This is a genomic window from Thioalkalivibrio sp. ALM2T (assembly GCF_000381505.1).
Taxonomy (GTDB): domain Bacteria; phylum Pseudomonadota; class Gammaproteobacteria; order Ectothiorhodospirales; family Ectothiorhodospiraceae; genus Thioalkalivibrio; species Thioalkalivibrio versutus.
In genome coordinates, this window is the sequence record NZ_KB906565.1 from 18037 (window position 1) to 30152 (window position 12116).

At 63.8% G+C, this 12116-nt stretch carries 11 protein-coding genes and 1 tRNA gene; 9 read left to right on the forward strand and 3 right to left on the reverse strand.

Translation table 11 applies throughout. From position 1 onward, the window contains the following. The first annotated feature begins 165 nt into the window (after nucleotides 1–165). The 8 genes from F816_RS0110215 (at nucleotide 166) to F816_RS0110250 (ending at nucleotide 9049) form a co-directional block, all read left to right on the forward strand. Nucleotides 166–681 carry a DUF4168 domain-containing protein gene (locus F816_RS0110215; protein ID WP_019594651.1) on the forward strand — a complete coding sequence of 172 codons (516 nt, stop codon included), beginning with the start codon at nucleotides 166–168 and terminating at the stop codon, nucleotides 679–681. A gap of 237 nt (nucleotides 682–918) precedes the next feature. After that, a complete protein-coding gene (gene rplM, locus F816_RS0110220) occupies nucleotides 919–1347 on the forward strand; it encodes a 50S ribosomal protein L13 (RefSeq protein ID WP_018144106.1) in 429 nt (142 codons plus the stop codon). Between the two features lie 31 nt (nucleotides 1348–1378). Beyond that, the gene (gene rpsI / locus F816_RS0110225; RefSeq protein ID WP_018144105.1) at nucleotides 1379–1771 is read left to right on the forward strand and encodes a 30S ribosomal protein S9; all 393 of its coding nucleotides are present in this window, start codon (nucleotides 1379–1381) and stop codon (nucleotides 1769–1771) included. Between the two features lie 40 nt (nucleotides 1772–1811). After that, a tRNA-Gln gene (locus F816_RS0110230) sits at nucleotides 1812–1885 on the forward strand. Nucleotides 1886–2550: 665 nt separating this feature from the next. Then, nucleotides 2551–3468, forward strand: a complete 918-nt coding sequence (locus F816_RS0110235) for an MBL fold metallo-hydrolase (protein ID WP_019594652.1) — start codon at nucleotides 2551–2553, stop codon at nucleotides 3466–3468. An 88-nt stretch (nucleotides 3469–3556) separates the two neighbouring features. Next, entirely contained in the window at nucleotides 3557–3706 is a 150-nt protein-coding gene (locus F816_RS14615; protein ID WP_018144103.1) for a DUF3096 domain-containing protein, read from the forward strand. 480 nt (nucleotides 3707–4186) lie between these two features. Beyond that, complete coding sequence (locus F816_RS0110245) at nucleotides 4187–8029, forward strand: DUF3683 domain-containing protein (protein ID WP_019594653.1); 3843 nt, start codon at nucleotides 4187–4189, stop codon at nucleotides 8027–8029. Between the two features lie 186 nt (nucleotides 8030–8215). Next, nucleotides 8216–9049, forward strand: coding sequence for a rhodanese-like domain-containing protein (locus F816_RS0110250; protein WP_019594654.1), 834 nt, complete (start codon nucleotides 8216–8218; stop codon nucleotides 9047–9049). Nucleotides 9050–9116: 67 nt separating this feature from the next. On the opposite strand, the gene F816_RS0110255 is transcribed toward F816_RS0110250, so the two are convergent. Both F816_RS0110255 and rpiA read right to left on the reverse strand, forming a co-directional pair. Next, the gene (locus F816_RS0110255; RefSeq protein WP_018952089.1) at nucleotides 9117–9326 is read right to left on the reverse strand and encodes a DUF2905 domain-containing protein; all 210 of its coding nucleotides are present in this window, start codon (nucleotides 9324–9326) and stop codon (nucleotides 9117–9119) included. A gap of 19 nt (nucleotides 9327–9345) precedes the next feature. Then, nucleotides 9346–10008, reverse strand: a complete 663-nt coding sequence (gene rpiA, locus F816_RS0110260; RefSeq protein ID WP_038085765.1) for a ribose-5-phosphate isomerase RpiA — start codon at nucleotides 10006–10008, stop codon at nucleotides 9346–9348. A gap of 102 nt (nucleotides 10009–10110) precedes the next feature. Between rpiA and ilvA the strand changes: the two genes are divergently transcribed. Further along, nucleotides 10111–11625, forward strand: coding sequence for a threonine ammonia-lyase, biosynthetic (ilvA, locus tag F816_RS0110265; protein WP_019594656.1), 1515 nt, complete (start codon nucleotides 10111–10113; stop codon nucleotides 11623–11625). Nucleotides 11626–11854: 229 nt separating this feature from the next. On the opposite strand, the gene F816_RS15075 is transcribed toward ilvA, so the two are convergent. After that, a complete protein-coding gene (locus F816_RS15075; RefSeq protein ID WP_019594657.1) occupies nucleotides 11855–12061 on the reverse strand; it encodes a hypothetical protein in 207 nt (68 codons plus the stop codon). Nucleotides 12062–12116: the final 55 nt, after the last annotated feature.

The following is a 12116-nucleotide window of genomic DNA, read 5'->3' on the forward strand; positions in this document are numbered from 1 at the left end:
GATGCCTGCTCCTCCTTGGGCAGCAATCGAGGAATCGGAACCGCAGTGATGGCCCATTCCTCCTCACACGGTTGCAACGAAATCGGGCGTGCGGAAGGTCGACCTTGAGTCGTGGCCCCTCTCGCGCCGAGATCCGAACGATCCAAAGGTAAAAGGAGCAACATGATGAATATGCGCAAGACGATGCTCGCGATGGCCCTGACTTCCCTGTTTGCCGTGGGTGGTGCAGCCTCCGCCCAGTATGGCGGTGCCGAAGGTGGCGCCGGTGGTGGCGACATGGGCGGTGCCCAGGGCGGCCAGCCGCCGGCTCAGGAAGGCGGCGCCGGTGGTGGTGCTCAGGGCGGTCAGCCGCCGCAGGGTGGTGCCCAGGGTGGCGCGGCCCAGGGTGGCGCCCCGATGCAGGAAGCCCCCGAGGTGGATCTGAGCGAGGAAGACATCGACACCTTCGTCTCTGCCTTCGTTGCGGTGCAGGAAGTGCGCGAAGACTTCGCCGACCGCTTGCAGAGTGCCGAGGACGAAACCGAGGCCCAGTCCATGCAGCAGGAAGCACAGGACGAAATGGTCAATGCGGTTGAAGACTCGGGCATGAGTGTCGAGGAATACAACGAAGTGGCCATGGCCCTGCAGAATGACCCCGAGTTGATGCAGGAAGTCCAGGAGCGCGCTGAAGCCCAGCTGTAACGGGCAGCGCAAGACCTCCCCGGGCATTGCGCCCGGGAGTCTGCAGGGGCCGGCCTTCGGGTCGGCCCCTTGTTTGTGCCCGGGGGCATGAACGCGAATGTGCACATTGATCCGTGATTCCCAGGAGGGTAGACGCCTTCGCGTCTCGGGAATTGTCCATGTAGCTTGAACTGGGCGGAGGGAAGCGTTATTCTTGCGCGCTTTCTGAATCGCCCCGACCTCGGAGCATCGAACATCATGAGTACCATTAGCGCCAAGCCGGCCGAAGTCGAACGCGACTGGTTTCTCGTCGACGCCGACGGCAAGACCCTCGGTCGACTCGCCACGGAAATCGCACATCGCCTGCGCGGGAAGCACAAGCCCGTGTACACGCCGCATGTCGATACCGGTGACTACATCGTCGTGATCAACGCGGAGAAGATCCGCGTCTCCGGCAACAAGGCCATGGACAAGAAGTACTTCCACCATTCCGGTTACCCGGGTGGTATCAAGGAAGCCAACTTCACCCAGATGATCGAGCGTCATCCGGAGAAGGTGCTGGAGCTTGCCGTCAAGGGCATGCTGCCGCGCAACCCGCTTGGCCGGGCCATGTTCAAGAAGCTCAAGGTCTACGCCGGTACCGAACACCGGCACACGGCCCAGCAGCCGCAGCCGCTCGAAGTCTGAGCCGCCAGAATCAGCAAGGGAATCGATCCGAATGGCTATCAATCAGTATTACGGCACCGGCCGCCGCAAGACCGCCTCGGCGCGCGTCTTCCTGCGTCCCGGCACGGGCAACATCACGGTTAACGAGAAGCCGCTGGACGACTTCTTCGGCCGCAAGACCTCGCGCATGGTGGTACGCCAGCCGCTGGAGGCGACCGAGTCGACCGGCAACTTCGACGTGATCGCGACCGTTGAAGGCGGTGGCGGCAACGGCCAGGCCGGCGCGATCCGTCTGGGCATTGCCCGCGCCTTGGTGCAGTACAACGAAGACATGCGCCCGTCGCTGCGTCGTGGTGGTCACCTGACCCGCGATGCCCGCGAGGTGGAGCGCAAGAAGATCGGCCTGCGCAAGGCCCGTCGTGCAACCCAGTACTCGAAGCGCTAAAATTCGCGTCGAGTTGCGGGCTGCACCCGACCCGGTTTACTGGGGGATCGTCTAGCGGTAGGACTGCGGACTCTGACTCCGCCAACCCAGGTTCGAATCCTGGTCCCCCAGCCATCCATGGAAGAAGGCCCCCTTGTGGGGCCTTTTTCTATGGATATTTGAGCGAGTCCAGGGTTCGAACCTGGAAGGTTCGGCGAAGCGCAGCGAAGCACTGCACACGCGCAGCGTGTGCAGCCCGAAGGGTGAGGCGGCGTAGCCGCCGAATCATCCTGGTCCCCCAGTCGTTTCTAGAAGGGCCCCCTTGTGGGGCCTTTTTCTATGGATATTTGAGCGGCCAGGGTTCGAACCTGGAAGGTTCGGCGAAGCGCAGCGAAGCACTGCACGCGCGCAGCGTGTGCAGCCCGAAGGGTGAGGCGGCGTAGCCGCCGAATCATCCTGGTCCCCCAGAGCCATGGCAGCGTGCCCCTCAATGGGGCACGCTGCCATCCTTGCATCCTTGCATCCTTGCATCCTTGGAGCCTGGCCACCAAGCGGGTAACGTTCCCGCGGCTTCTGGGTCCTTGCAAGCGCCATCAACCGCCGGTCTTGGATCTTCGTCCTCCACAGCCCTGCACCCTTCGGAAGCAGACGCCCCATCAACCCCACGCTGACTCCGCTACAATCCCTCGACAGTGATCGGGAAATGCAGGGAATTCTCCCGCCCTTTTTCCGTCCAATTCCGCAGAACCCGGCCGCACTGGGTCGGATCGATCAAAATGCCAGAGAAGAGAGGATTGACCATGTCGGTACCCGAGAATCCCTACGAGCCGGTGAGCGTGGATGTGACAGCCCACGAGGTCGAAGGGCTGGACACCTGGTACATGATCGGGATCTCCGGTATTCCGGATCCCGACAACGAGGGGCATACCTCGAATGCGGGGTTCGTCGTGACCGACGAGGGCGTGGTTGTCTATGACGCCCTGGGGACGCCGCCACTTGGTTTCGAGATGATTCGCCGGATCCGCGAGGTGACCGACCAGCCGATCAAGTACGTGATCGCCGGTCATTATCACGCGGATCACATCTATGGCCTGCAGGCGTTCGCGGACCATACCGATGCGAAGATCATCGGGCAGGCACGCGCGCGGGACTATCTGGGAGGCGCCGGTGCGGTGGCGCGGCTCGAGCAGCGCCGAGGTGTGCTGGCCCCATGGGTGGACGAGGACACCCAGATCATCCCGCCGGACGAATTCTTCGAGGACGAGTACACCATCCGTCTCGGCGGGAAGACCTTCCGGTGCGTGCACGCGGGGCCCGCACACTCGCCGGACGACATCATCATGGTGGTGGAGGAGACCGGCGTGGTGTTCGCCGGCGACATCGTGTTCGATGGCCGGATTCCGTTTCTGGGCGACGATGCGCTGGATTCAGAGAACTGGGTCAAACGCCTGGAAGAGCTGATGGAGATGGACCTGAAGTTCCTGATTCCGGGGCATGGCGAGGCGACCGATCAGGCGGCCCGGGCGGTCAGGTTCACCCGCGACTACCTGGTGAAGCTGCGCGAGCACATGGCCGTGGCGGTCGAGAACATGGATTCCTTCGACGAGGCCTACTCCGCGATGGACTGGAGTGAGTACGAAGACCTGCCGGCCTTCGAACAGACCAACCGCAGCAACGCCAACGCGGTCTATCTGGAGATGGAAGAGAAGCTCTTCTGAGATCGGCCCCAGGGGAAGCCCGGTCGGTGCGTCCGTTACGGGTCCTTGATGTGTCCCTGAATCCCACAAGCGAAAGGAATGATCGCCAATGACGCTGAATATTGAACCGGGCCTGCTAATGGCCATCCTGTCCCTGGTGGCGGGCATCCTGATCCTGATCCGGCCCCGCCTGCTGAACTACATCGTCGCGATCTATCTGATTGTTATCGGGGTGCTGGGTCTGCTGGCTTATTTCTAGGGAAACACTGATCAATGAACGCGTTCGCGCTCGAGTCGCTTTTGCGTGCGAACAAGGCGCGGTGACTGCCGTGCAGTCATTCTGCACAAGGGAGCCGCAACGCTGTGCGCGCGCCCGTTTTCGTCAACAACGGGCGGCCGATCCCCTCCTTTTAATAACTTGCGGGGTTGGCACCCCAGGTTCCCCGATCCTGCGTTGCGCCGCTTACAGGTAGAACCACTACCTGTTGCACGACGCGCCTTGTCTCGGAAAACCTGGGGTACCAACGCGAACGCGTTCATTGATCAGTGTTTCCCTAGGGAGATGCTCATGGGGCGCCCGCGCGGATGCGTGAATCGATCAGCGCCGCCCTGGCGACGTCAACGTCCCCGTCACCGATAGTTTGGTGCCCAAAAGCATGGACCAACAGTGCGACTTCGTGCGCAGGGCGTGCGGACCCGTTACTCTTTGGCCACATTCTGATCGGGGGGCTACGCCTCAATGACCGCCGAACGCGTCCGAGAAATACCCTATAACTACACCTCATTCTCCGACCGCGAAATCGTTATCCGCTTCCTGGGTTCCGATACCTGGGACCTCCTCAACGAGTTGCGTGGGGAGCGTCGGACGGGTGTCTCTGCGCGCATGCTGTTCGAGGTTCTGGGCGACATGTGGGTGGTCACCCGAAACCCGTACATCCAGGATGATCTGCTGGAGGACAAGAAGCGCCGCAAGGCGCTGATTGATGCCATGCAGCATCGGCTGGGCCAGATCACAGCCCGGGCCGACGGCAACGAAAAGGCGCTCAAGCTGGGCCAGCGCGCGCAGGCGGCAGTGTCTGCCTTTGCGCAGGAGTTCACTGATACCGCCGCGCTGCGCGATCAGGTGCGCAAGCGCATGAAGGCCCTGACGCACAAGGACAACATCCAGTTCGGCGGCCTGGCGCGGGTCTCCCACGTGACCGATGCGACCGACTGGCGTGTAGAGCTCCCGTTCGTGGTGCTCACCCCGGATTCCGAGGAAGAGATGGGCCCGCTGGTCGCGGCCTGCATCGAGCTCGGCCTGACGGTGATCCCGCGTGGCGGTGGCACCGGCTACACCGGTAGTGCCGTCCCGCTGTCCAAGCGCTCGGCGGTCATCAACACCGAGAAGCTGGAAGGCCTGGGCGAGGTCGAGCGCCGACCCCTGCCGGGCGTGGAGCGTGACGTCCCGGTGGTGCGCGTGGAGGCCGGTGTGGTCACCAAGCGCGTCTCCGAGCTGGCCGACCGCAACGGTCTGGTGTTCGCGGTGGATCCGACTTCGCAGGACGCCTCCACCATCGGCGGCAACGTCGCGATGAACGCTGGCGGCAAGAAGGCCGTGCTGTGGGGTACCGCGCTGGACAACCTGGCCGCCTGGACCATGGTGACCCCCGAGGCGGAGTGGATGTATGTCGAGCGCCTCGACCACAACCTCGGCAAGATCCACGACGCCGAGGTCGTGCGCTTCCGTGTGAGCCGCTATCAGCCGGACGGCAAGACCCCGAAGGGCGAGCCCGAGATCCTGGAGATGCCGGGACAGAGCTTCCGCAAGCTGGGGTTGGGCAAGGACGTGACCGACAAGACCCTGATGGGCGTGCCGGGCATCCAGAAGGAAGGCTGCGACGGTCTGATTACGTCGGCCGAGTTCATCCTGCACCGGATGCCGGACAACATCCGCACCGTGTGTCTGGAGTTCTACGGGACCGATCTGCACCAGGCCGTGCCCGCGATCGTCGAGATCAAGGATGCGGTGGACGCCGAGGACGAAGTCCTGCTGGCGGGCCTGGAGCACCTCGACGAGCGCTACGTGCGCGCGGTGAAGTACACCCCGAAGGGCGCCCGTGGTGACCTGCCGAAGATGGTCCTGGTCGCCGACATTGTGTCCGACAACGAGGATGCCCTGGGCAAGCTGGCGGCCCGGATGGTGCGCGCGGCGAACGCCCGCAATGGCGAGGGTTTCGTTGCGGTCAGCCCCGAGGCGCGCAAGCGCTTCTGGGCGGATCGCGCCCGCACTGCGGCGATTGCTCACCACACCAACGCGTTCAAGATCAACGAGGACGTGGTGATCCCGCTGGAGCGCCTGGCGGAGTACACCGAGGGGATCGAGACCCTGAACGTGCGCGAGTCGCTGAAGAACAAGCTCCGGATGGTCGACGAGATGCAGGAGTGCATGCGCGGTGACCATCCGGAGCTGCGCGAGTTGCTGGACGACACCGGTGGCGAGGGCCAGCAGTGGTTCGAGGCCAAGCGCGAGCGTGCGGTGGAGGTTCTGGAGACGGTGAAGAAGCGCTGGGAGGCAATCTCGGACAACTTCTTCACCCAGGCCTCGGAATGTGACGCGCTGCTGGACGAGCCCGCTCGTGCGGACTTGCGCGACCATGACAAGCTCATCAATGTGCTGCTGCGGCGCAGCCTGCGCATCTCCTACCGCGCCGAGGTCGAGCGCCCGCTGTTCGAGATCTTTGGCGGACACCAGCTGGAGCCGGTGCGCAAGCGGCTGACCGCGATCCACGACCGGGTACTGACCAGCCGCCTGTTTATCGCCCTGCACATGCACGCGGGCGATGGCAACGTGCACACCAACATCCCGGTCAATTCCAATGACTACCAGATGATGCACCAGGCCGAGCGCCTGGTGGATGAAGTGATGCGCCTGGCACGCGAGCTCAATGGGGTGATCTCCGGCGAGCACGGGATCGGGCTGACCAAGATGCAGTATCTGGAGCCCGAACGCATCGAGTCGTTCGCGAAGTACAAGAAGGACGTCGACCCGAATGGCGTGTTCAACGCCGGCAAGCTGCTGGTGGGCTCCGGGTTGTCCAATGCCTATACGCCGTCGCTGCGCCTGGTCAAGCAGGAGGCGTTGATCCTTGAACAAAGCGAGCTGGGCGATCTCAACGACGAGATCAAGGACTGCCTGCGTTGCGGCAAGTGCAAGCCGGTGTGCAACACGCACGTCCCGCGCGCCAATCTGCTGTACTCGCCGCGCAACAAGATCCTGGCGACCGGGTTGATCGTCGAGGCGTTCCTCTACGAGGAGCAGACCCGGCGCGGGCTGTCGCTGAATCACTTCGAGGAGATGAACGACGTCGCGGATCACTGCACGATCTGCCATAAGTGCCTGAACCCGTGCCCGGTCGATATCGACTTCGGCGACGTGACCATGCACATGCGCTCGATCCTCAACAAAAAGGGCAAACGCAAGGCGACGCCGGCAACGATGATGTCCATGGCCTTCCTCAACGCGAAGGACCCGGCCACCATCAAGGGCATCCGCAAGGGTGCGATCCAGATGGGCTATGCCGCCCAGCGCCTGGGGCATTTCGCATTCAAGAAGCTGAACCTGACCGGGGAGGGCAAGACCCCGCGCTCGACCACTGGCAAGGCACCGATGCACGAGCAGGTCGTGCACTTCGTGAAAAAGCCGATGCCCGCCGGGCTGCCGAGTCAGACCACCCGCCAGATGCTGGGGCTGGAGGATTCGCGCTACGTGCCGATCCTGCGCGACCCGGTGAAGACCGATCTGGATTCGGATGCGGTGTTCTACTTTCCCGGGTGCGGTTCCGAGCGCCTGTTCAGTCAGGTGGGCCTGGCCACCCTGGCCATGCTCTACGACGTCGGCGCGCAGACCGTGCTTCCGCCGGGCTACCTGTGCTGCGGGTATCCGCAGAATGCCGGTGGCGATTTCGAGAAGGGCCAGCAGATCAGTACCGAGAACCGGGTGCTGTTCCATCGCCTCGCGACCACGCTCAACTACCTCGACATCAAGACCGTGGTGGTGTCCTGTGGCACCTGCATGGATCAGCTCCTGAAATACGAGTTCGAGCGGATCTTCCCGGGTTGCCGGTTGCTGGACATCCACGAGTACCTGATGGAGAAGGGCGTCCATCTCGAGGGGCTCGAGGGCGTGCAGTACATGTACCACGACCCCTGCCATTCGCCGATGAAGTCGCACAAGCCGACCGACGTCGCGGCCAAGCTGCTGGGTCAGGAGGTCCTGCAGTCCGACCGTTGCTGTGGCGAGGCCGGGACCTTTGCGATCAGCCGTCCGGATATCGCCACTCAGGTGCGCTTCCGCAAGCAGGAAGAGCTGCACAAGGGCATCAAGGAGCTGACCGGAGAGGAGAAGGCGAAGGATGGCAACGTGAAGATGCTGACCTCCTGCCCGGCCTGCCAGCAGGGCCTGGAGCGCTATCGCGAGGACACCGGGATGGATACCGACTACATCGTGGTGGAGATGGCGAACCGTCTGATGGGCGATGGCTGGCAGAAGGCCTTTATCGAACGGGCGCGCGAGGGCGGGATCGAGAAGGTCCTGCTGTAGGGCTTGGAGCCGGCACAAGCGGGTGCTGCACATGGCCCGCCCGGGTTGGCTACAATCGGGGGCACCGGGCGGTCGCGACGGAATAAAGGATCGTCACGTCGCGTCGCCCCATCGGGCGTACGCAATGCCCGTCCAGGCCGCGGCAGTGTATGCGGCATGTCCACCCGTCCATGCAAGGGAGTTCGCATGACCTTTCGCTCTTTGAGTCCCCGCCTCGCCGTCATGGCCCTTTGTTTCGGACTGGCGGCGGCCCCCGTCGTGGCCAGTGCCCAGGCCTTTGTCGAATTCCCCGGTCGCAGCCTGTACGAGCGCTTCGGCGTGGATGCCGTGGACCTGTTCGATCTGCGGGGCCAGTTGTCGCGTTCCACGGTGATCGATGTCCGCCCGCGTCTGGAATACGACATCCTGCACATCGAGGGGGCCCATCATGTACCGCTGGGCGCCCCGGATTTCGAGGATCAGGTACGGGCCCTGGAAGAGCAGCATGGCGGGCCTCTGGTGTTCTACTGCAACGGGCGCGAGAGCTACATGTCCTATCGCGCTGCCGCCCGGGCCAACGCGGCCGGCCTCGGACCGACCCAGGCCTATGACGCCGGCGTCGCGGACTGGGCAGACCGCTACCCGGGGCTGGCCATGCTCCGCGGCGAGCCGATCGAGGATCCCGAGACCCAGCTCATCACGGACGAGGCCTTCGAGGCGCGGTTGCTGGATGCCGACACCTTCGCCCGTCGTGTTCGCAACGACGACAATGCGGTGGTGCTGGACGTGCGCGGCAACGAGGAGCGTGACGAGATCTCGCTGTTTGCCGGGCGCGAGATGTCGGCCCCGTTGGAGAACATCGATACGCTGAACCGCATCCTCGGCCAGGCCAACCGGGACGGTGATGCGCTGTTGATCTTTGACCAGAACGGTCAGCAGGTGCGCTGGTTGCAGTATCACCTGGAGGAACGCGGCATCGAGAACTACCACTTCCTGGAAGGCGGCCTGCAGCAGTTCTACGACGAGGTGATGGCGCGCTGATTGTGCGTCTCCCTAGGTTAAAAAGGGCCGGGATCGTATGATCCCGGCCCTTTTTTTTGGAGCGGTATCAGCGCCGAAACAGCGCCAGGAGGATCGTGATCCCCACGCTGACGATGATCATCGTGGTGAGCGGGAAGTAGAAGCGGGCGTTCTCGCGTTCGATCACGATGTCACCCGGGAGTCGGCCCCAGGGGATTTTTCCGAGCCACGGCCACAGCAGACCGATCAGGACGATCAGCCCGCCGATGATGATCAGCCATTTGCCCGTCGCGGTCACCGTGGCGGACTCGACCCGCTTAACCGGCGGTCATCTCCTCGACGCCCGAGGCGGAGCCCACCAGCATGACATCCGCCGAACGGCGGGCGAACAGTCCGTTGGTCACGACGCCGGCGATATGGTCCAGCTCGGATTCGAGCTCCACCGGGTTCATGATGCGCAGGTTGTGCACGTCGAGGATCACGTTGCCGTTGTCGGTCTTGAAGCCCTCGCGCAGCTCCGGGTTGCCGCCCAGCTTCGACAGGGCGCGGGCCACGTGGCTGCGCGCCATCGGGATGACCTCGATCGGTAGCGGGAAGGAGCCGAGATAGTCGACGACCTTGGTCTCGTCGACGACGCAGACGAAGGTCTTCGACGCCGCCGCGACGATCTTCTCGCGGGTCAGCGCGCCGCCGCCGCCCTTGGTCAGGTGCAGATGCCGGGTGGCCTCGTCGGCCCCGTCGACGTAGATCGGCAGCGGCCCGGCGGAGTTCAGGTCCAGTACCTCGATACCGTGGCCGCGCAGGCGCTCGGCGCTGGCCTCGCTGGAGGCCACGGCGCCATCGATCTTGCCCTTGATGCCGGCCAGGGCGTCAATAAAGTAGTTCGCCGTGGAACCGGTGCCCACACCCACGATCCAGCCGCTCTCGATCCGTTCCAGCGCCGCCTCGGCGACCGCCTTTTTCATTTCGTCCTGATTCATCACCGTCTCTCGAATATTCTGTCCGTAACCCATTGAGGATACCGACTGCTCCGTCCCCGGGACAAGCGGAAGCGTTAAGGCCTCGCATGCTATCGTTTGGGCATGAAATTCCCCTATCTTGAGAAGATCCTGACGGCGCGCGTCTACGATGTCGCGCGCGAGACGCCACTGGACCCGATGCCGAATCTGTCGGAGCGCCTTGGCTCCACGTTGTGGCTCAAGCGTGAGGATCTGCAGCCGGTGTTCTCGTTCAAGCTGCGCGGCGCCTACAACAAGATCGCCCAGCTAACCCCGGAACAGCGCGCAAAGGGCGTGGTCGCCGCCTCCGCCGGAAATCATGCGCAGGGCGTTGCGCTGGGCGCCAGTCACCTCGGCATCAAGGCCGTGATCGTGATGCCGGTGACCACGCCATCGATCAAGATCGACGCGGTGCGCCGGTTCGGTGGCAAGGCCGTTCTGCACGGCGACTCCTTCGACGAGGCCGCCGCCCACGCCCGCGAACTGGAACAGAAACACGGTTACACCTTCATCCATCCGTTTGACGACCCCGACGTGATCGCCGGGCAGGGCACGGTGGCGATGGAGCTATTGCGCCAGCACCCGGGTCATCTGGACGCGGTGTTTGTCTGCATCGGGGGGGGTGGGTTGGCGGCCGGCATGGCCGCCTACATCAAGCGCCTGCGTCCGGAGATCAAGGTGATCGGCGTGGAGCCGGATGATGCGCCCTCGATGTACAAGGCGCTGCAACAGAACCGCCGGGTCACCCTCAAGCAGGTCGGGATCTTTGCCGACGGTGCAGCCGTGCGTCAGGTCGGCAAGGAGACCTTCCGTCTGTGCCGCGACCTGATCGACGAGGTCCTGCTGGTGGATACCGACTCCATTTGCGCGGCCATCAAGGACATATTCGACGATACCCGCGTGGTGGCCGAGCCGGCCGGGGCCCTGGCGGTGGCCGGGATGAAGCAGTACATCCAGCGCGAGGGCCTGCAGGGCGCGAACCTCGCCGCGGTACTCAGCGGGGCGAATATCAACTTCGATCGCTTGCGCCACGTGGCCGAGCGTGCCGAAATCGGCGAGCATCGCGAGGCCCTGTTTGCGGTCACCATCCCCGAGCGTCCGGGTAGCTTTCGCCAGTTCTGTCAGGCGATCGGCAAGCGCGGGGTCACCGAATTCAACTACCGCTACGCGGATGACGAGCACGCCCAGGTCTTTGCTGGGATCAAGCTGGAAGGGGGCGATGCCGAGCGCCAGGAAATCCTGGCGGCCCTGGAGGAGGCGGGTTACGACGTTCTGGACATGACCGAGAACGAGGTGGCCAAGCTCCACCTGCGGCACATGGTCGGCGGCCACGGTGGCGAGGTTCGTAACGAACGGATCTACCGCTTCGAGTTTCCGGAGCGTCCCGGTGCGCTGCTGAATTTCCTGACGCACATGGGCCAGACCTGGAACATCAGCCTGTTCCACTATCGCAACCATGGTGCCGCCTATGGCCGCGTGCTGGTCGGCATGCAAATCCCCGCCGACGATCGGGCGCGTTTTCGTGCCTTCCTGAAGGAAGTCGGCTATCCCTGGCACGAGGAGACCGGGAATCCGGCCTACTCCCTCTTTCTGCGCTGATTGCGCGTTTCCTTAGGGGTGGCATGTTCTAGGCGGGCCCTGGTTCGTCCTCCGGTGTTTACGGTGGCTTCGTCGGGCCGCCTGCCACGCGCTCTCTCGCGAGCGCACCGCGAGGTACTTTCTTGCTTGCCCAAGAAAGTACCCAAAGAAGGGCACCCGGATTTCGCCCGGGAACCTCGCTCCGGACGCGCTGGGCCGGCGGCGCTGAACTCGCTACGCTGCGCTTCGCTCAGACATCCAGCGCCTTCTCCCGGCCCATCACGCCCTCCGCGAGGGGCTCCATACGGGAGGGGAAGGTCAAAACAGCAGGTATTCCGGCCCCGTGGCACAACAACAGGCACAGCCGCTCGAAGGCCCCCGGCACCCGCTCCGCGGGTGCGGCACGCAACGGCCAAAGGCCGAGCGTGCCGAAGATGCTCGAAGACCTAGCCATCATCCACTGGCAAGAACACTGGGATAGCCGTTGTCTTGACCTACCTCCCCGTTGTCGT

Excerpts from the sequence above, each read along its gene's own strand:
- F816_RS0110215 (WP_019594651.1), top strand. The coding sequence starts at position 166 with ATGAATATGCGCAAGACGATGCTCGCGATGGCCCTGACTTCCCTGTTT.
- rplM (WP_018144106.1), top strand. The coding sequence starts at position 919 with ATGAGTACCATTAGCGCCAAGCCGGCCGAAGTCGAACGCGACTGGTTT.
- rpsI (WP_018144105.1), top strand. The coding sequence starts at position 1,379 with ATGGCTATCAATCAGTATTACGGCACCGGCCGCCGCAAGACCGCCTCG.
- F816_RS0110235 (WP_019594652.1), top strand. The coding sequence starts at position 2,551 with ATGTCGGTACCCGAGAATCCCTACGAGCCGGTGAGCGTGGATGTGACA.
- F816_RS14615 (WP_018144103.1), top strand. The coding sequence starts at position 3,557 with ATGACGCTGAATATTGAACCGGGCCTGCTAATGGCCATCCTGTCCCTG.
- F816_RS0110245 (WP_019594653.1), top strand. The coding sequence starts at position 4,187 with ATGACCGCCGAACGCGTCCGAGAAATACCCTATAACTACACCTCATTC.
- F816_RS0110250 (WP_019594654.1), top strand. The coding sequence starts at position 8,216 with ATGACCTTTCGCTCTTTGAGTCCCCGCCTCGCCGTCATGGCCCTTTGT.
- rpiA (WP_038085765.1), bottom strand. The coding sequence starts at position 10,008 with ATGAATCAGGACGAAATGAAAAAGGCGGTCGCCGAGGCGGCGCTGGAA.
- ilvA (WP_019594656.1), top strand. The coding sequence starts at position 10,111 with ATGAAATTCCCCTATCTTGAGAAGATCCTGACGGCGCGCGTCTACGAT.
- F816_RS15075 (WP_019594657.1), bottom strand. The coding sequence starts at position 12,061 with ATGATGGCTAGGTCTTCGAGCATCTTCGGCACGCTCGGCCTTTGGCCG.